Below are 19,273 nucleotides of genomic sequence, written 5' to 3' on the forward strand. Positions count from 1 at the left end.
ATGCAGCAATCGGGGCCGGCTTCCTTTACGGGGGTCGGCCCCGGCGCTTTTACCCCGCTTCCACTGCCTCGATGGCGGTACACGTCCAGCCGCGCACGCTGTGCGGGCCGTGCCCGGAGGCGATGGCCCGTTCCAGGCGGAAGGCGATGGCGCGGACGCAGTCGCGGGTAAGGGCGACGACGGCTGTGACCTCGAGGGCGCCCTGGCCGACGGCGGTCCAGCGGCAGCGGCGGAGGGAGGGCATGTGGCCCCGGGCGCGGTGGCGCCAGTCGGCGCGGGCGTTGGTGAGGTCCCAGAGGCGGTCGTAGTCCTCGTCGGTGATGAGTCCGGCCAGGCAGGCGAGCGGGCGGCGGCCGGTGAGGATGTCGAGTAGGCGGTCGGCGAACCAGATGTGGGGCGGCGGCGGGGCCCCGGGCGTGCGGTGGGGCGCGGCCGGTCGGCGGCGGGTGATGGTCGTGGTGGTGACGGTCATGGTGGTGCCCCCGTGCGTGGTGGGTGCCGGCATGTGGCCTTACTGGCTGGTAACCGGGTTTGTACCGGGGCGGGCGACCCGGCGGGGGCGCTGCGGGCGCGGTCCTGAGAGTGTGGGCGGTTCACCTATCAGGGGGGCGCCGCACGTATGCTGACGCCATGCGCGTCTACATCCCCACGACCCTTCCCGGCCTGGCCGAGGCCCTCAAGGCGGGCGAGCTGGGTCCCGCTCCGCTGGATGCGTTCGCCGTCACTCCCGCCCTGCGCGAGTGGTACGTCTCGGACGACATCGAGGAGCTGGAGTACGCCGCGCTGACCCGCGCCGCGCAGGCCTCGCTCCGGCAGCTCGCGCTGCGACCGGACGCCCCGCGCCGCCGGGTGGTCGTGGCGGTGGACGTCGCCGACTCGGCGGTGTCGTACGACCCCTCCCGGAGCCTTGACGCCGCCGGTCTGGGCGAGGTGCGGCTGGCGGACGCCGTACCCCTGGCCAAGGCCGCCGCAGTGCACGCGGACGCCGACGACGCCCAGGCGGACATCGCGGCGGCCGCCGACGTGCTGGGCGCGGCGGACGCCGGGGACGACGACGCCCGCTTCGTCGTGGACGGCGCGGAGGACCACGAACTGCTCTGGTACGCGTCCCAGGAGATCCAGGGACTGCTCGAATAGGGCCTCCCGAACCGGGTCCTAAGCCCTTATGGCCTTGTGACCTTAGGGTTTGTCAATTTGTCGGCGGGTCTGGGTACGGTGCTTGATGTGAACGCGCATCTCGTGTGGGACTGGAACGGCACCCTGCTCCATGACATCGACGCGGTGATCGAGGCCACGAACGCCTCCTTCGCCGAGATCGGGCTGCCCCGGATCACCCTGGCGCGGTATCGCGAGCTGTACTGCGTACCGGTGCCGAAGTTCTACGAGCGGCTGATGGGCCGGCTCCCCACCGACGACGAGTGGGAGGTGATGGACGAGATATTCCATCGCCACTACTGGACGCTCGCCGGCACCTGCGGCCTCGCCGAGGGCGCGGCGGAGATCCTGGCCCGCTGGCGGTACGAGGGCCTGACCCAGTCGCTGTGCTCGCTCGCCCCGCACGAGCGGCTGCTGCCGATCATCCGTACGCACGGCATCGAGGACCACTTCATACGGGTGGACGGCCGCGTCGATGGCAGCCACACCGGCAAGTCCCACCAGATGGCCCGCCACCTCGCGGCGATCGAGGGCATCGACATCGACCCCGGCCGGGTCGTCGTCATCGGCGACGCGGTGGACGACGCCGTGGCCGCCGCCCACGTCGGCGCGCGGGCCGTCCTGTACACCGGGGGCTCGCACAGCCGGATCAGCCTGCAGGCGGCCGGGGTGCCGGTGGTCGACAGCCTGGCGGAGGCCGTGGAGGTCGCGGAGTCGCTGGTCGGCTGAGCCACAGGTCGGGGCCAGAGGCCGGAGCCAGGGGGCTGTCCAACCGCGAGATCGCCGAACGCCTGGTGATCTCCAAGCGGACCGCCGACGCCCACGTCGAGCACATCCTCGCCAAGCTGGGTGCGTCGTCGCGTACGGAGATCGCGGCGCTGGCCGGTGAGGTGTAGACGGCGGCGGTCAGCTGACGAGCGCCTTGGACCTGAGTACCTTCAGAAACTCCCGCATCCATGCCGGGTGGTCCGGCCAGGCGCGGGCCGAGACGAGGACGCCGTCGACGACGGCCTCGGAGTCCTGGAAGGAGGCGCCGGCGGTCTGCATGTCGAGCTCCAGGGCCGGGTAGGCGGTGACCTGGCGGCCGCTGAGGCCGCCGACGGCGGCGGTGATCAGAGGACCGTGGCAGATCTGGGCGACCGGCTTGTCGGCGTCGAAGAAGGCCTTGAGGATCTTCCTCAGCTCGGCGTCGTTGCGCAGGTACTCCGGGGCGCGGCCGCCGGGGATGACGAGGGCGGTGTAGGCGCCGGGGTCGACGTCGGCGAAGGAGAGGTCGGCGGGCCAGGTGTAGCCGGGCTTCTCGGTGTACGTGTCGAAGCCCTCCTCGAAGTCGTGGATGACGAAACGGAGCTTCTTCTTCTCGGGTGCCGCGATGTGGACCTCGTAGCCCTCCTCCAACAGCCGCTGGTACGGGTAGAGCACTTCGAGTGACTCGGCCGCATCGCCGGTGACGATAAGGATCTTGGCGGTCATGGTGTGTGACGCCTCCTCGGGACTGCGTGACTCCTGCTGTGGCTCTTGCTGTAACTCCTGGGAAAACTCCGGCCGCCCCCACGAACACTTCTTTAAATCAACGTGCACCCGCCACCCCGGACTGTCCAGTTCGTCAAAGATTGGTACGTGGTTTTGTACACAAAGAGCCCCTGACAGCCCCCGGGGACGGAGCGATAGCCTTACAGCGTGATCAGCGCTGATCATCCGAGCACCGTCATCTACGTCACGCAATGGCGCGCGACAGGAGCATGAGGACATGCAGACCAAGCTGGACGAAGCCAAGGCCGAGCTGCTCGCACGTGCGGCCCGGGTGGGTGAGAACAGCCCGGCGGGGGGCGAAACCGGCCGGGGGCTCGATGGGGAAGAGGCGGTCCGTGCCTTCCTGCAGCGCTACTACCTTCACACCGCACCCGAGGATCTGATCTCCAGAGACCCGGTCGACATCTACGGCGCGGCACTGTCGCACTACCGCCTCGCCGAGGTACGCCCGCAGGGCACGGCGAACGTACGGGTGCATACCCCGACCGTCGAGGAGAACGGCTGGACGTGCAGCCACACGGTCGTCGAGGTGGTCACCGACGACATGCCGTTCCTGGTCGACTCGGTCACCAACGAGCTGTCCCGGCAGGACCGCGCGATCCACGTGGTGATCCACCCCCAGATCGTGGTCCGGCGCGATGTGACCGGCAAACTGCTCGAGGTGCTGGGCAGCGACCGCCCGGCCGAGAGCGACCTGCCGCACGACGCGCTCGTCGAGTCCTGGATCCATGTCGAGATCGACCGCGAGACCGACCGGGCCGACCTCAAGCAGATCACCGCCGACCTGCGCCGCGTCCTGTCCGATGTCCGCGAGGCGGTCGAGGACTGGACGAAGATGCACGAGCGCGCGCTGTTTGTGGCCGGTGAGCTGGCCGCGGCGCCGCCGAAGGGCATGCCCCAGCAGGAGATCGCCGAGGCGGAGGAGCTGCTGTGCTGGCTCGCCGAGGACCACTTCACCTTCCTCGGCTACCGCGAGTACGAGCTGGTCACCGAGACCACCCCGGAGGGTGAGGCGGAGGACGTCCTCGCTCCCGTACCCGGCACCGGTCTCGGCATCCTGCGCTCCGACCCAACGCACGCCGAGTCCGGCGACGCGGCCCACCCGGTCTCCCCCTCCTTCCACCGGCTGCCGCGCGACGTCCGCGCCAAGGCCCGTGAGCACAAACTGCTCGTCCTGACCAAGGCCAACAGCCGCGCCACCGTGCATCGCCGCTCCTACCTCGACTACGTCGGCGTCAAGAAGTTCGACGCCGAGGGCAATGTCATCGGCGAGCGCCGCTTCCTCGGCCTGTTCTCCTCGGCCGCGTACACCGAGTCCGTACGCCGGGTGCCGGTGGTCCGCCGCAAGGTCCAGGAGGTCCTGGAGAAGGCGGGATTCGGGCCGGAGAGCCACGACGGCCGGGACCTGCTGCAGATCCTGGAGACCTACCCGCGCGACGAGCTGTTCCAGACCCCGGTCGACCAGCTGCTGTCCGTTGCCACCAGCGTGCTCTACCTCCAGGAGCGCCGCCGGCTGCGGCTGTTCCTGCGTCAGGAGGAGTACGGGCGCTACTACTCGGCGCTGGTCTACCTGCCGCGCGATCGCTTCACCACCGACGTACGACTCAAGCTCACCGACATCCTGGTCGAGGAGCTGAACGGCCGGCACCCGGTCGACTTCACCGCCCTGCACACCGAGTCCGTGCTGTCCCGGCTGCACTTCGTGGTCCGCGTCGAGCCCGGCACCGAACTGGTCCACCTCACCGACGCCGACGTCGAGCGGATCGAGGCCCGGCTCTCCGACGCCACCCGCTCCTGGGCCGACGGCTTCGCCGAGGCGCTGATCTCCGAGTGCGGAGAGGAGCGCGCGGCGGGCCTGGCCCGCCGCTACCAGCACGCCTTCCCCGAGGGCTACAAGGCCGACTTCACCCCGCGCACCGCCGTCGCCGACCTCCAGCACATCGAGCGGCTCAAGCCGGACGAGGACTTCACCCTCAGCCTGTACGAGCCGGTCAGCGCCCCGCAGGACGAGCGCCGCTTCAAGATCTACCGCACCGGCGCGCCCGTCTCGCTCTCCGCCGTGCTGCCGATCCTCCAGCGCCTGGGCGTCGAGGTCATCGACGAGCGTCCGTACGAGCTGCGCCGCGGCGACGGCAGCCGCGCCTGGATCTACGACTTCGGGCTGCGCGTCGACCGCTCCCTCGGCGACCTCGGCGACGACGCCCGTGAGCGCTTCCAGGAGGCCTTCGCCGCCACCTGGTCCGGCCACGCCGAGAACGACGGCTTCAACTCCCTCGTGCTGGGCGCCGGGCTGACCTGGCGGCAGGCCGTGGTGCTGCGCGCGTACGCCAAGTACCAGCGGCAGGCCGGCTCCACCTTCAGCCAGGACTACATGGAGGACACCCTCCGCTCCAACGTCCACACCACCCGGCTGCTGATCAACCTCTTCCAGGCCCGGATGTCCCCCGACCACCAGCGGGCCGGCAGTGAGCTGACCGACGCGCTGATGGAGGAGCTGGACGCCGCCCTCGACCAGGTCGCCAGCCTGGACGAGGACCGCATCCTGCGGGCCTTCCTGACCCTCATCAAGGCGACGCTGCGCACGAACTACTTCCAGCGCCGCGAGGACGGCCGCCCGCACGACTACCTGTCGATGAAGTTCGACCCGCAGGCCATCCCCGACCTGCCCGCGCCCCGCCCGGCGTACGAGATCTGGGTCTACTCGCCGCGCGTCGAGGGCGTCCACCTGCGCTTCGGCAAGGTCGCCCGAGGCGGCCTGCGGTGGTCCGACCGCCGCGAGGACTTCCGTACCGAGGTGCTCGGTCTGGTCAAGGCGCAGATGGTGAAGAACACCGTCATCGTGCCGGTCGGCGCCAAGGGCGGCTTCGTCGGCAAGCGGTTGCCCGACCCGTCGGTGGACCGCGACGCGTGGCTGGCCGAGGGTATCGCCTCGTACAAGACCTTCATCTCCGGTCTGCTCGACATCACCGACAACCTGGTCGGCGGCCAGGTCGTGCCCCCGAACGATGTCGTACGGCACGACGGCGACGACACCTACCTCGTCGTCGCCGCAGACAAGGGCACCGCCGCCTTCTCCGACATCGCCAACGAGGTCGCCGTCTCCTATGGCTTCTGGCTCGGCGACGCCTTCGCCTCCGGCGGCTCGGTCGGCTACGACCACAAGAAGATGGGCATCACCGCCAAAGGCGCCTGGGAGTCCGTCAAGCGGCACTTCCGCGAGATGGGCCACAACACCCAGACCGAGGACTTCACGGTCGTCGGCGTCGGCGACATGTCCGGCGACGTCTTCGGCAACGGCATGCTGCTCAGCGAGCACATCCGCCTGGTCGCAGCCTTCGACCACCGGCACATCTTCATCGACCCGCACCCGGACGCGGCGACCTCGTACGCCGAGCGGCGCCGCATGTTCGAGCTGCCGCGCTCCAGTTGGGCGGACTACGACACCACGCTGATCTCGGCCGGCGGCGGGGTCTTCCCCCGTACGGCCAAGGCCATCACCATCACCCCGCAGATCCGCAAGGCCCTCGGCATCGAGCAGCCGGTCGCCAAGCTCACCCCCGCCGAGCTGATGAAGGCCATCCTCCAGGCCCCCGTGGACCTGCTGTGGAACGGCGGCATCGGTACGTACGTCAAGGCCTCGACCGAATCGCACGCCGACGTCGGCGACAAGGCCAACGACCCCATCCGGGTCGACGGCAACGAGCTGCGGGCCAAGGTCGTCGGCGAGGGCGGCAACCTGGGCCTGACCCAGCTGGGGCGGATCGAGTTCGCCCTCAACGGCGGGAAGATCAACACCGACGCGATCGACAACAGTGCCGGCGTTGACGCCTCCGACCACGAGGTCAACATCAAGATCCTGCTCAACGCGGTCGTCGCCGACGGCGACATGACGGTCAAGCAGCGCAACAAGCTGCTCGCCGAGATGACCGACGAGGTCGGCGCGCTGGTGCTGCGCAACAACTACGCGCAGAACGTGGCGCTGGCCAACAGCATGGCCCAGTCCAGCAGCCTGCTCCACGCCCACCAGCGCTACATCCGCCGCCTGGTGCGCGAGGGCCATCTCGACCGGGCCCTGGAGTTCCTGCCCACCGACCGGCAGATCCGCGAGCGGCTCGCCTCCGGGCAGGGCCTGACCCAGCCTGAGCTGGCCGTGTTGCTGGCGTACACGAAGATCACCATGGCGAGTGAACTGATCGCCACCGACCTGCCCGACGACCCGTATCTGCGGGCCCTGCTGCACGAGTACTTCCCGCACGCCCTGCGCGAGAGCTTCGAGCCGCAGATCGACAACCATGCCCTGCACCGCGAGATCGTCACCACGGTCCTGGTCAACGACACCGTCAACACGGCGGGTACGACCTTCCTCCACCGCTTCAAGGAGGAGACCGGCGCCACGACCGAGGAGATCGTCCGGGCCCACACAGCCGCCCGGGAGATCTACGGCCTGGGCCGGATCTGGGACGATGTCGAGGCACTCGACAACGTCGTGCCCGCGGACGTCCAGACCCGCATCCGGCTCCACTCGCGACGGCTCGTCGAGCGTGCCGCCCGCTGGCTGCTCAACAACCGCCCGCAGCCGCTGGAGATCGCCGGCACGATCGACTTCTTCGCCGAGGGTGTCACGACCGTGTGGGCAGTGCTGCCCAAGCTGCTGCGCGGCGCGGACCTGGAGTGGTACCAGTCCATCCACGACGAGCTGACCGGCGCCGGGGTCCCGGAGGAGCTGGCGACGCGGGTCGCCGGACTCTCCTCCGCCTTCCCGATCGGCGACATCGTCGATGTCGCCGACCGGACCGGCAACGACCCGCTGGACGTCGCCGAGGTCTACTACGACCTCGCCGACCGGCTCGGCATTACGCAGCTCCTCGACCGCATCATCGAGCTGCCCCGCGCCGACCGCTGGCAGTCCATGGCCCGCGCGGCCATCCGCGAGGACCTGTTCGCGGCCCACGCGGCGCTGACGGCCGACGTCCTGTCGGCGGGCAACGGCACCTCGACGCCCGAGCAGCGCTTCAAGGTCTGGGAGTCCTCGAACGCGGCCATCATCGGGCGGGCCCGGACCACCCTGGAGGAGATCCAGACGTCCGAGGCGTACGACCTGGCCAACCTGTCGGTCGCGATGCGGACGATCCGTACGCTTCTGCGGACTCACCGCTAGGCGGGCGGCCGGGCGGCGACGGGCGCCGGCCCAGCCGGAAGAGCCGTTCACCGGTCACGGAGCTGGCGGCCGCCAGCGTCCCGTCGGCCGGTGCCGGCTCGTCCCGCAGCGTCAGGACCCACTTCGCGTGGTAGGTCCGGGCGATGCGGGACCGGTCGGTCGGCGTGACGCCTGCGGCGAAGTAGGCCCGTACGGAGTCTTGGCGGCGGAGCCGGACGGCGGCGGCCGTGGAGGGGTCGGGCCAGGTCGGGGCGACGAGGAAGACGCCGTACGCCGGAAGGGCGTGGGTGGGCACGTAGCCGTGGGCCAGGACGGTGTCGCCGACCGGGATGCGGTCGGCGGCCCAGCGGTAGCTGGGCCAGTGGGGCACCCGCTGCAGGGCGACCGGCTCGTACCGCTGGGGCACCACCGCACCTGCCTGCGCCACCAGCCCCGTGCAGGCGGCGACGGCGGCCAGCGGGACGAGAAGCCGGTGCCACGGGGTCCAGCGCGGCACATCGGCCAGCTCGACGGCCAGCGAGAACTGCAGGGGCACCAGCAGCACCCCGAATATTCGCCCGTACGTGTAATGCCCGCTGAGCCAGCCGTACGCGGCGACCCCGCACCCCAGCACGAACATCACTACCAGCGGGTCGAGCAGATCCCGCCGCGCCCGCCAGACCAGAGCCGGCAGCCCGGCGAGCGCGAGCCCGTACCAGCCCCACAGGTCGCCGTAGAGCGGCCGGTGTATCCGGTCCACCGTCGCATCACCGGCCAGCGCGAACACGCTGAAGTACGGCCACCACGCGGCCACCGCGAAGGCCACCGCCGCGGCCAGCGCCCACCGCTCGGTCGCCGTGCGGTTCCAGCGGCGCTGGCGGCCGACGAGCAGCGCGGCCATGCCGATCCCGGTGCCCAGCGCCGTGATGGGGTGGATGAGCACCACCAGGCCGTACAGAATGCCCACCCCCGCGTACACCCACGGTCCGGGTCTGGGGCCGGGCCGGGCGTGGCGGGCGGTCAGCGCCCAGAGGTGGAAGGTCAGCCCGACCGCCAGCGCGCTGGGATACGTGACGCCCCGGATCAGTGACTGCAGCCCCAGGAAGCCGCTCCACTCCATGTGCACCGGGCCCCAGAGCAGTACGAAGGCCGCGAGCGCCAGCACCGGCGCCCAGCGGCGTGCGCTCAGTGTGCGGGTGAACGCCGCGATCCCGGTGACCACCACGGCCAGGTTGAGCGGCCCGCACGCCTTGAGGACCTCCCAGCCCGCCAGCCCGGTGGCCTTCGCCAGCAGCCCGAGGGCGACCGTGTACGGCGTGAAGTACGGGCTGCCGTGGCCCGGTATGTCGAGCAGCGGGTTCGCCGGATGCAGCCAGTCGGCCTTGACGCGTTCGATCGCAGCGGCGTGCTGGCCGAAGTCGGCAGCGATGGGGGTGCGCCAGGCCTGAACGGACACCACCACCCAGAAGATCCCGCCGATCACCTGGAAGGGCGTCACGCGCGAGCGCCCGACCTGTCTGTACTGCCCGGTGTCCTGGGCAGTGACCTGCGGATTCGCGTGGATCGTGGTCAGAACGCCGGTCACTGTGGCCCCTCCCGGAATCACCCTGTGGTTACGAAACGAGCTTTCAGGGCGATCCGGTGGGGTGCCACAGCGGCTGGGCCGTCCGGGCTACGCGACGGACGGCGTGATCAGTCGTGATCAGTCGTGATCAGGACGTCGAAGAGGAGGCCGTGTCCTTACCCGGCGCTGCCCGGCGAGGGCACCAGCGGCTGGCCGGCAGTGAGCTCGGACGGCGCCGGGGCGGGGGTGCGCTCGGCGAGCGGGACGTAGGGGAGAAGGGGCTGGTCTCCGCCGAGGAAGACATGGCGGACGACGCGCTCGGCGGCGCGGCCGTCGTCGAAGGCGCAGAAACGCTCGCGGAAGGCGGCGCGGAGTTCCTTGGAGCGGGGGCCGTTCCAGTCGCCGTCGCGGAAGACGCGGACGAATTCCTCGTCTGAGGTGGAGACCGGGCCGGGGGTGTCGCCGGGGCGGCCGGAGAGCAGGTCGAAGTAGACGCCGCGGGAGGCGCGGTAGGCGGGCCAGTCGTCGGCGTGGATGACGATGGGCCGGTCGAGGTTGGCGTAGTCGAACATGATGGACGAGTAGTCCGTGACCAGGGCGTCCGCCGCCAGGCACAGCTCCTCGACCGAGGGGTGCCGGGAGACGTCGATGACCAGGCCCCGGTCGTGCAGCTCGCTCAGCGCTTCGTCGCCGGCGTGGAAGTAGTGCGTACGGGCCAGCAGGACGAAGTCCGGGCCCAGTTCGCGGCAGACGCGGGCGAAGTCCAGACGCGGAACATACCCCTTCTGGTAGTCGCGCATCGTGGGGGCGTAGAGGATCGCCATGCGTCCGGCCGGGATGCCGAACGCGGCGCGGGCGGCTTCGACCTCGGCCGCGCCGGCCGTGACGTAGACGTCGTTGCGCGGATAGCCGGATTCGAGCTGGCGGAAGGAGGAGGGGTAGACCCGCTCCCAGACCTCGGTGGAGTGCGGGTTGGAGGAGAGGCTGAGGTCCCAGCGGTCGACGCGGTCGAGGAGCCTGCGGAAGCTCATGCCGTTGGCGGAGGCGGGGTAGCGCTGCTGGTCGATGCCCATCTTCTTCAGCGGGGTGCCGTGGTGGGTCTGGACGTGTACGGAGCCGGGGCGCTTGACGACGGTGTTGGCGAAGTTGACGTTGTTGACCAAGTAGGTGGCGCGGGCCAGCGACCGCCAATAGCGCCTGGTGCCCGGCACGACGTGGTCGATGCCGGCCGGGACCCGGTCGGCATCGGACTTGCGGACCACCCACACCGCGCGGATGTGCGGGGCCAGTTCCTGCTGCTTGCGGAAGATCGCCGCCGGGTTGCAGAGCACGCCCCGGTCCCAGTAGGCGGCGTACACCGCGAGGTGGGGGTCGAGCGGCCGCCGCAGGTGGAAGCGGTACAGCGCGGCCTTGAAGCGCTGCGTGATGGTACGCCGGGCCTTGCGCCTGCGCCTGGCGAGGTCCCGCAGCGTGTCCGTCGCCCGCTCGGCGAGGCGCAGCCGCGCGTAGCCGCCCCGGGCGAACGACCGCACCTCGGCGGACGGTACGAAGCCGGCGGGGACGTGCTGCCGGTACCACTTCAGGCCCAGCCGGAAGAACTCGCGGCGCAGCTGCGGCGGGATCCGCTCGGGGTTGCGCAGGCAGAAGAGGAAGTGGGTGACGGTCCGTTCGAAGAGCTGCGGGCGCAGGCCGTCCAGGTGCTCCTTGCCGTCCAGGAAGGCGAAGAGCCGCGCGTACTGGTCGAAGATGACGAAGTGGTTGCGGCCCGGGCTGCGGGTGCTGGCCCCGGCGCGGCGCTGGCGGTATTCGAGGACGACGCGGTTGAGGCAGGAGATGCGCTCGGCGGTGAGCATGGTCATGTACGAGATGAGGGCGTCCTCGTAGATGCCGTCGCTGAAGGCGAAGCCGTGGCCCTGGTAGAACTCGCGGCGGTAGACGCGGTTCGAGGTCATCGCGAAGAGCTTGAGGAACTCGGGGCGGTCGGTGATGCGGAAGACGTCCGTACCGGCCGACGCGAGCAGCTCGCCGAACAGGCTCTTCTCGGCGGAGTCCCACCAGTAGGTGCGGACGTGGTCGAAGTAGAGGATGTCCGGGTCCTCGTCCAGCTTGAGGCGTTCGGCGACGGCGTCGAGGGAGCCGGGGGCGAGGGTGTCGTCGCCGTCCAGGAAGAGGATGTAGTCGCCGGTGGCGCGCTCGGCGCCGGTGTTGCGGGTGGCGCCGACGCCGAGGTTGCGCTCGTGGTGGACGACGGTGACGCGGGTGTCGCGGGCGGCGTACTCGTCCAGGATGCGGCCGGAGTTGTCGGGTGAGGCGTCGTCGACGGCGATCAGCTCGGTGTCGGGGAATGACTGCGACAGCACGGAGTCGAGACATTCACGCAGGTAGCCCTGCACCTTGTGGACCGGGACGATGATGCTGAAGCGGGGCATGGGGGGATCCTGGATTTCCTGGACGCGCGGACACGGACAAGGGGTTCAACTCGCCATGAGGCGCCAGGTCACGCCTGCGGGTGGACCTCGAAGTGGCTGAGCGACGGCGTCGCAGGCACCCCGGTGTGGGGAGGCGGGGTCAGCGCGCGGGCCCGGTTGGGCGCGGGGGCGGGGCGGCGCTGTTCGAGCGGGATGACCGAGGGCAGCCCGCCGTCCTCGCCGAGGAAGACCCGGCGCACGATCCGCTCGGCGGCATGCCCGTCGTCGTACGGGCAGAAGCGCGCCCGGAAGGAGGCCCGCAGCTCGGCGGAACGGGGGCCGCGCCAGGCGTCGGTGGTGAGGATGTCGATGAGCTCGTCCTCGGTGCGGGCGACTAGGCCGGGCGGCTCGGCGATGATGTTGAAGTAGGTGCCGCGGGCGGCTCCGTACGCGGCCCAGTCCTCGGTGTGCAGGACGATCGGGCGGTCGAGGTTGGCGTAGTCGAACATGATGGACGAGTAGTCCGTGAGCAGGACGTCCGCCGCCAGGCACAGCTCCTCGACGCTGGGGTGCCCGGAGACGTCGATGACCCCCTCGGGCACGGCGGCGGGGGAGGCGCCGTCCTCGAGGTAGTGCGTACGCAGCAGGATCACGAAGCCGGGGCCCAGGTCTCGGGCCACGCGCCGCAGGTCGGCGGGGGTGCACAGGCCGCGCCGGTAGTCGCGGTGGGTGGGGGCGTACAGGACGGCGGTGGCCTCGCGGGGGATGCCCAGCTCAGTGCGGACGCGCAGCACATCCTCGGCGGTGGCCTGCTGGAAGATGTCGTTGCGCGGATAGCCGTACTCGAGGGTGGTGAAGCCCGAGGGGTAGGCGCGCTCCCAGGTCAGCGTGGAGTGGCGGTTGGCGGAGACACTGAAGTCCCAGCGGTCGACGTGGCGCAGCAGCCGGCCGAAGTCCATGTCCCGGGCGGCGGCCGGGCGGTCCATCAGGTCGACGCCCATGTGCTTGAGCGGGGTGCCGTGGTGGGTCTGGATGTTGGTCTGGCCCCGCCGCTTCGCGTAGTGGTCCGGGAGGTTGACATTGCTGACCAGGTACGTGGCCCGGGCCAGCGCCGTCCAGTAGGCGGCCGAGCCGGGGTGCAGGCGGCGCACGCCGTACGGCAGGGTCCGGGCGTGCCGGGGGGTGGTGATCCAGGCGGTGCGGACGTGCGGGGCGAGCGCCCGGACGGTGGCCTCGATGGCGGCGGGGTTGCAGGCGTAACCGCGGTTCCAGTACGCGCTGAAGACCGCCAGGCCCGGGTCGAGCGGGCGGCGGCGCTGGATGGCGTAGTGCAGCCGCAGCAGGGCGGTGCGCAGCCTGCGGTACGTCACCTTGCGCCGGGCCCGGACCATGCGGCGCATGCGCCCGGCGAGGCGGAGGCCGTCGAAGGTGCGACGGGCGCCGAGGCCGAACAGCAGGTGGCGCGTTTGCGTGCCCACGCCGCCGCCGGCGGGCCGGTAGCGCTTGTAGTGCTGGCGGCAGCGCTTGAAGAACGCCGACCGGGCCGACCTGGGCAGCCGCCCCGCGGAGCAGTAGATCGTGGCGAGGTGGGCGACCATACGGCCGAAGACGGCGGGGCGCCAGCGGTCGAGGGAGGGGTTTTTGTCGATGTGGCCGAAGACCCGGTCGTACTGGTCGAAGATGTCGAAGTGCTTGCGGCTGGTGGTGTTGAGGATGTTGCCCTGCCGCCGCTGCCGGTAGTGCACGCAGACCCGGTCCAGGACCGCGACCGTACGGGCGCTGAGCAGCACCGGAAAGGTCCAGGGGGTGTCCTCGTAGTAGCCGGACGGGAAGGTGAAGCCGCGCCGCTCGACGAACTCCCGCTTGTAGGCCTTGTTCCAGGCGACCTGCAGCAGCTTCAGCAGCCCGGGGCGGTCGGCGAGGGTGAAGACCTGGGGGCCCTCGGGGCTCTGGGCGAGGAGGTCGGCGCGCTGGTTGGGGGCGATTCTGCCGTCCCAGTAGGTGCGGACGTAGTCGAAGACCAGGAGGTCGGGCTCGTCGGCCTCCTTCAGCCGGTCGGCGATCGCCTGGAGCGTGCCCGGGGTGAGGGTGTCGTCGCTGTCGAGGAAGAGCAGGTAGTCGCCGGTGGCGCGGGCCATGCCGGCGTTGCGGGCGCGGCCGAGGCCGACGTTCTCGGGGAGGTGCAGGACGCTCACCCGGGCGTCGCGGACGGCGAAGTCGTCGAGGATGGCGCCGCTGCCGTCGGGTGAGCAGTCGTCGACGGCGATCAGCTCGAAGTCGGAGTAGCCCTGACCAAGGACCGACTCGATGCACTCGTGCAGGTAGGCCTGCACCTTGTAGGCGGGCACGATGACGCTGAACCGGGGCAAGGGGACATCCAATAAGATCGGCGCGGGCGCGGAGCGGGCTGCGCCGGTTATCGGATGAACTGCAACGTACGCGGCGTGTGCCCGTTATATTCCGGGCAACGCCGCGAACGGTGATCTGGTTACGGCTACTTCACGGCTCCGGCCATTACTCCGGAGACAAACTGCCGCTGGAACGCGAAGAACACGATCAGCGGGATCACCATCGAGATGAAGGCGCCGGGCGCCAGGACGTCGACGTTGTTGCCGAACTGCCGCACCTGCTGCTGCAGGGCGACCGTGATGGGCTGCGAGTCGGAGTTGGAGAAGATCAGCGCCACCAGCATGTCGTTCCACACCCACAGGAACTGGAAGATGCCGAGCGAGGCAATCGCCGGCCCGCCCAGCGGCATGATCACCTGGGTGAACAGCCGCAACTCGCTCGCGCCGTCCAGCCGCGCCGCCTCCAGCAGCTCACGCGGGATCTCCGCGAAGAAGTTGCGCAGTAGGAAGATCGCGAAGGGCAGACCGAAGCCCACGTGGAAGAGGATCACCCCGATGATCTCGCCGAAGATTCCGATGTCCCGGAACAGGTGCTCCACCGGCAGCAGCGCGATCTGGATCGGCACCACCAGCAGTCCCACGACCAGCAGGAACAGCCAGTCCCGGCCGCGGAAGTCCATCCACGCGAAGGCGTAGCCGGCCAGCGACCCGATGACCACCACCAGCAGGGTGGCCGGGACGGTGATCAGCACCGTGTTGACCAGCGACGAGGTGATCGCGTGGTCGCTCAGCAGGTTCTGGTAGTTGTTGACGGTCAGTTGGGCCGGAGTGCTGAACACCTTCCACCAGCCGGACGTGCCGATGTCCGTCGGGGCGCGGAAGGACGAGATCAGCAGCCCGACGGTCGGCATCAGCCAGAACAGCGCCACCAGCAGCAGGAAGCCGCGCACCGCGCCGCCCCCGAGCCGCCCCGCCAGCCGGGTGGCCAGCGGCTCGCGCTCCGCCGCCGGTGTGGCGGCCGCCCCCGTCGTACCGGCCGTATCGGCGATCGATGTCATCGGCGGCGCTCCCTCCTGAGACGGCGGATGTTGAACGCCATCACGGGGATGACGAGCAGCAGCAGGATCACGCCGATCGCGCTGCCCAGGCCCTGGTTGTTGCCGCCGCCGAAGGACGACACGTACAGCTGCAGGGCCAGCACGTTCGCGGCGGGCTGGCTGGGCTGCGGGGCGATGATGTAGACGAGGTCGAAGACCTTCATCACATTGATCATCAACGTCACGAGCACCACGATCAGAACCGGCGCCAGCAGCGGCACGGTGACCTTGCGGAAGACCTGCCACTCGTTCGCGCCGTCCACCCGCGCGGCCTCCATCAGCTCGCGCGGCACCCCGGCCAGACCGGCCGCGATCAGCACCATCGCGAAGCCCGCCCACATCCAGATGTACGAACCGATGATGGCCGGCGTGACCAGCGATGGCCCGAGCCAGTCCACCCCGCTGTACGGCTGGGCGAAGTTCGACGACGGCAGCCGCAGTTGCGCCCCGGCGGCCGACGCGGGCAGCGAGAAGGTGCCGTCCGCGGCGGACTTGGCGGTCGCGACCACCTTGCCGCCCTTGACCGCCTGGACCTCCACCCCCTTGAGCGCCTCCTCACCCTGGTCCACCACCCCGGGCTTCCCACCGCCGCCCGGCGCGAAGTCCAGCCACACGGTGCCGGTCAGCCCCGAACCGGACGCGGTCTTCGCGTCCTGGGTGCCGGCCGGCAGCTTGGCCGCGGGTATGCCGATCAGCGGCAGCGCCACTGGTGTGCCCGGCTGCGCGGTGGATTTGGTGGTGTACGAGCCACCGGACGTCGCGGTGATGTCGCCGCCGGGGCGCGGCTTGGCCCCCGGGTACGCCGACGACGCGGCGAAGGTGTCGTGGACGCCCACGATCACGGCGTTGGCCACGCCGCGGCTCGGATCCGCGTCGTACACCAGCCGGAAGATGATCCCGGCCGCCAGCATCGAGATGACCATCGGCATGAAGACGATCAGCTTGAACGCCGTGCCCCAGCTCACCCGTTCGGTCAGCACCGCGAAGATCAGCCCGAGGCCGGTGGCCAGGGCGGGGGCCACCGCGACCCAGATCGCGGTGTTCTTCAGCGCGGTGAAGGTGCTGTCGTCGCTGAAGACCGAGCCGTAGTTCTCCAGCCCGACGAAGCGGGCGCCTCCGGCGTCGTACAGACTGCGCCAGGTGGTGTACCCGATCGGGTACACCACCAGCGCGCCGAGCAGCACCAGCGCGGGCAGCAGGAACAGTGCCGCCACCCAGGGCCGGGTGCCCATCAGACTCCTGCGCTTGGCAGGGGGCTTGGCCGGTGCCGGCGCGCCCCCCGCGGTTGCCACGGTGGCCATCGCCGCCGCCTCAGCCCGCGTACGCCTTGGCGGCGTCCGCTTCCAGCTTCGACTGGGTGCCGGAGATGTCGCTCGGGTTCTTCAGGAAGGTCTGCAGATCCGCCCACTCGCCCTTGCCCGCGGTGCCGCCGAACGCGGCCGGGGCCTGGTCGGACATGTCGAACCGGAAGTCGTCGCCCGCCGCGACCAGGGCCTTGGCAATGGCCTTGGACACCTCGTCCGGGTAGGCGGACAGCTCCAGCGACTTGTTCGGCGACACGAAGCCGCCGGAGGACGCCCACACCTTCGCCGCGTCGGCCGAGGCCAGGAACGTCAGAAACGCCTGCGCGCCCTTGGAGCTCTTCAGCGCCACCCCGACGTCGCCGCCGCTGACCACCGGTGCCTTGCCGCTGCCGACCGCCGGGAACGGGAAGACCTTGGCGTTCGTGCCGACCTTCGCGGTGGTGTTGTCCTTGATGAAGGAGCCGACGAAATCGCCCTCGTACACCATGGCAGCCTTCGGCGGATTGCCGGTGAAGGTCTGCGTGACCGACTTCGGGAAGTCGGTGTTGAGCGCGCCGCTCTGTCCGCCGGCGACCAGATCCTTGTTGCCGAAGAGCTGCGCGAGCGTGGTGAGCGCCTGCTTGACCGAGGCGTCGGTCCACTTGATCTTGTGCGCGGCGAGCTGGTCGTACTTCTCGGGTCCGGCCTGGGAGAGATAGATGTTCTCGAACCAGTCGGTGAGCGTCCAGCCGTCGGCGCCGCCGACCGACACGGCCGGTGTGCCCGACTCGAAGAGCGTCTGGGCCGTCTTCAGGAAGTCGGCCCACGTCGTGGGCGTCGAGGAGAGGCCCGCGGTCTCGAAGGCGCTGGTGTTGTACCAGACCAGCGACTTGTTCGCGGCCTTGGCATAGACGCCGTACTGCTTGCCCTGGTAGGCGCCGAGATCCACCCAGCCCTTGGAGAAGTTCTTGTCCAACTGCGCCTGGACGCTGCTGTCGACCGGCTTCAGCCACCCCTTCGCGGCGAACTGCCGCAGCACGCCCACCTGCGGAAGGAACGCCACGTCCGGCGGCTGGCCGCCCTCGATCTTGGAACCGAGGAAGGTGGACACGTTGTCGCCGGTCGGCACGAAGCTCACGCTCGCGCCGGTGCGCTTCTCGAACTCGTTGATCACCTTCAGGAAGTTCTTCTGCTCAGGGCCCGTCCACACGGCCGCGACCTCGAGCTTCTGCCCATTCAGGCTGGGCAGGGTGACGCTGCCGCTTCCGCTGCTGGCGGAGGATCCGCCGCCGGTCTTGTTGTCGTTTCCGCTGCCGCCGCAGCCCGCGGCTGCCGCGGTCAGCGTGGCCGCCGCCACCGCACCGATGATCACTCTGCGCGTACGCCTGCTGGATGTTCGCATCTGCCTGCCATCCCCTCAGCGCGGATCCGCGCACGCCGCAGTCTTCGCTGGGCGTCCCGTCCCCGCGTCATCCGCTTACGCGTTGCGCGTCAGTCCTATGCCCTGTCTGTGAGCGGCCGCAATACCGCGTGCGCGGTGGTCCGTTGGATCGTGACCTTGACGTGATCCCCCGGGTTGGGGGTAGGCCGTCCACTTGAGGGGAGCGAAGCGAGGTGGGGACCCCCTCCCAGCCGCCAGGCTGGGGGAGGACCCCCAGCGGAACGTTCTCCCACAACCCGGTGGGACCGGGAAGTCAGCTCCCCGTGGCCCGGGCTAGGGTGCCGTCCGCGCGGCGGATGTATACGGCGACCTTCCCGCCGGAGGCACTGGCGCCGGCCGCTGAGGTCGAACGGGAGGGGACGTCGGTGAGGGTCCAGCCGGAGGCGGTGTGGACGGCCTGGGTCAGGCCGCCGCCGTCCGTGGGGGCGTAGACGTGGAGCGTGGAGCCGGTGGCCACGGGCTCGGGGCGGCCGGTGGTGGCGAGGCCGTCGACGAGCTCGGAGGGGCGCCAGGCGCCGTTGACGTAGGGGAGGCGGAGGACGGCGCCGTCGGCCTTGCGGACGACGAAGGCGTCCAGTGAGCCCTCGCGGAGGGAGACGAGGCCGGGGGCGGCGGTGATGCGGCCGGCAGTGGGGACGAGGGCCCAGGCGTTCCAGCGGCCGTCGACCACGGAGGCGGTGACGAGGTCGCCGCCGACACGGCCGACGAGGTCGATACGGCCCGGCTCGGAGGACGCCGCGGCGGGGGCGGAGTCGAACGTGGTGCGCTGGTCGACCTGGTACCACCCGGACCACGTGCCGGAGGCGAGCGTACGGCGGTAGAGCAGGTGGTCGGTGCCCAGCGCGAAGAGGTCGAGCTGGCCGCTGCTCGCGGAGACCACCGCGGGGTCGTCGAGGACGCTTATGCCGGGAAGCCGGTGCCAGGTGCCGTTGTAGTACCAGACGCTCTTGTCGGCGCCGCGCGCGAAGACGTACGTCGTCCCGGCGAAACCGATCGCACGAGGCCCACCGGTCAACTTGACCCCCGGCGAGGGCAGCGCGCTGAAGGAGGACCACTTCGACAGTACGGACGTGGTCGTCGTGGTCGTGGTCTCCGCCGAGTCGACCGCGCCCTGCGGGGACGCGGCGCCCGCGGTGGGCGCGGTCGGGGTGCTGCTGGGCTGCTGGTCGTCGCGGGTGGTGGAGCCGGAGCCGTTGTCGTCGCTGCTGCCGGAGGCGACGGCCCAGCCGCCGAGCCCGGCGGCGACCAGCGCCGCGGCGGCGGCCGCGCCGAGCTTGACGCGGCGTCGGCGCAACGCGTCCGGGACG

Annotated in this window: 11 protein-coding genes and 2 pseudogenes; 4 read left to right on the top strand and 9 right to left on the bottom strand. The window is 70.4% G+C overall.

The genetic code is table 11. From position 1 onward, the window contains the following. Positions 1–49 precede the first annotated feature (49 nt). On the bottom strand, positions 50–505 hold the full coding sequence (locus tag EFK10_RS33875; RefSeq protein ID WP_127359479.1) for an Rv3235 family protein: 456 nt from the start codon (positions 503–505) through the stop codon (positions 50–52). A gap of 125 nt (positions 506–630) precedes the next feature. Between EFK10_RS33875 and EFK10_RS33880 the strand changes: the two genes are divergently transcribed. From EFK10_RS33880 to EFK10_RS33890, 3 genes and pseudogenes are all read left to right on the top strand, one after another. Beyond that, a complete protein-coding gene (locus EFK10_RS33880) occupies positions 631–1,137 on the top strand; it encodes a DUF6912 family protein (RefSeq protein ID WP_127359480.1) in 507 nt (168 codons plus the stop codon). Between the two features lie 87 nt (positions 1,138–1,224). Then, the gene (locus EFK10_RS33885) at positions 1,225–1,884 is read left to right on the top strand and encodes an HAD family hydrolase (RefSeq protein WP_206305698.1); all 660 of its coding nucleotides are present in this window, start codon (positions 1,225–1,227) and stop codon (positions 1,882–1,884) included. 26 nt (positions 1,885–1,910) lie between these two features. Continuing rightward, positions 1,911–2,051, top strand: a pseudogene (locus EFK10_RS33890) (response regulator transcription factor); the annotation flags it as partial. 10 nt (positions 2,052–2,061) lie between these two features. On the opposite strand, the gene EFK10_RS33895 reads toward EFK10_RS33890, so the two are convergent. Continuing rightward, positions 2,062–2,628 carry a DJ-1/PfpI family protein gene (locus tag EFK10_RS33895; RefSeq protein ID WP_127359482.1) on the bottom strand — a complete coding sequence of 189 codons (567 nt, stop codon included), beginning with the start codon at positions 2,626–2,628 and terminating at the stop codon, positions 2,062–2,064. A 277-nt stretch (positions 2,629–2,905) separates the two neighbouring features. Between EFK10_RS33895 and EFK10_RS33900 the strand changes: the two genes are divergently transcribed. Then, a complete protein-coding gene (locus EFK10_RS33900; protein WP_127359483.1) occupies positions 2,906–7,846 on the top strand; it encodes an NAD-glutamate dehydrogenase in 4,941 nt (1,646 codons plus the stop codon). Here EFK10_RS33900 and EFK10_RS33905 read toward each other — a convergent pair. From EFK10_RS33905 to EFK10_RS33935, 7 genes and pseudogenes are all read right to left on the bottom strand, one after another. Continuing rightward, positions 7,731–9,410 (bottom strand): hypothetical protein, encoded by a 1,680-nt coding sequence (locus tag EFK10_RS33905; RefSeq protein ID WP_206305699.1) that lies wholly within the window; start codon positions 9,408–9,410, stop codon positions 7,731–7,733. The genes EFK10_RS33900 and EFK10_RS33905 overlap by 116 nt on opposite strands. Positions 9,411–9,565: 155 nt before the next feature. Further along, positions 9,566–11,818: a bifunctional glycosyltransferase/CDP-glycerol:glycerophosphate glycerophosphotransferase gene (locus tag EFK10_RS33910; protein WP_127359484.1), complete on the bottom strand. Its 2,253-nt coding sequence runs from the start codon at positions 11,816–11,818 to the stop codon at positions 9,566–9,568. Positions 11,819–11,886: 68 nt separating this feature from the next. Then, positions 11,887–14,166 (bottom strand): bifunctional glycosyltransferase/CDP-glycerol:glycerophosphate glycerophosphotransferase, encoded by a 2,280-nt coding sequence (locus EFK10_RS33915; RefSeq protein WP_127359485.1) that lies wholly within the window; start codon positions 14,164–14,166, stop codon positions 11,887–11,889. Between the two features lie 125 nt (positions 14,167–14,291). Then, positions 14,292–15,203, bottom strand: coding sequence for a carbohydrate ABC transporter permease (locus EFK10_RS33920; protein ID WP_127359486.1), 912 nt, complete (start codon positions 15,201–15,203; stop codon positions 14,292–14,294). Beyond that, entirely contained in the window at positions 15,200–16,474 is a 1,275-nt protein-coding gene (locus EFK10_RS33925; protein ID WP_240677645.1) for a carbohydrate ABC transporter permease, read from the bottom strand. Before EFK10_RS33925 ends, EFK10_RS33920 begins: the two co-directional genes overlap by 4 nt. A gap of 79 nt (positions 16,475–16,553) precedes the next feature. Then, the gene (locus tag EFK10_RS33930; RefSeq protein WP_127359488.1) at positions 16,554–17,927 is read right to left on the bottom strand and encodes an ABC transporter substrate-binding protein; all 1,374 of its coding nucleotides are present in this window, start codon (positions 17,925–17,927) and stop codon (positions 16,554–16,556) included. 292 nt (positions 17,928–18,219) lie between these two features. Beyond that, a pseudogene (locus tag EFK10_RS33935) lies at positions 18,220–19,273 on the bottom strand (serine/threonine protein kinase); the annotation flags it as partial.

Source organism: Streptomyces soli (assembly GCF_003999195.1).
In the GTDB taxonomy this organism is placed as follows: Bacteria; Actinomycetota; Actinomycetes; order Streptomycetales; family Streptomycetaceae; genus Actinacidiphila; species Actinacidiphila soli.

Coding starts and splice junctions, on each gene's coding strand:
- EFK10_RS33875 (WP_127359479.1), bottom strand. CDS start 505: ATGCCGGCACCCACCACGCACGGGGGCACCACCATGACCGTCACCACC.
- EFK10_RS33880 (WP_127359480.1), top strand. CDS start 631: ATGCGCGTCTACATCCCCACGACCCTTCCCGGCCTGGCCGAGGCCCTC.
- EFK10_RS33895 (WP_127359482.1), bottom strand. CDS start 2,628: ATGACCGCCAAGATCCTTATCGTCACCGGCGATGCGGCCGAGTCACTC.
- EFK10_RS33900 (WP_127359483.1), top strand. CDS start 2,906: ATGCAGACCAAGCTGGACGAAGCCAAGGCCGAGCTGCTCGCACGTGCG.
- EFK10_RS33910 (WP_127359484.1), bottom strand. CDS start 11,818: ATGCCCCGCTTCAGCATCATCGTCCCGGTCCACAAGGTGCAGGGCTAC.
- EFK10_RS33920 (WP_127359486.1), bottom strand. CDS start 15,203: ATGACATCGATCGCCGATACGGCCGGTACGACGGGGGCGGCCGCCACA.
- EFK10_RS33925 (WP_240677645.1), bottom strand. CDS start 16,474: ATGGGCACCCGGCCCTGGGTGGCGGCACTGTTCCTGCTGCCCGCGCTG.
- EFK10_RS33930 (WP_127359488.1), bottom strand. CDS start 17,927: ATGCGAACATCCAGCAGGCGTACGCGCAGAGTGATCATCGGTGCGGTG.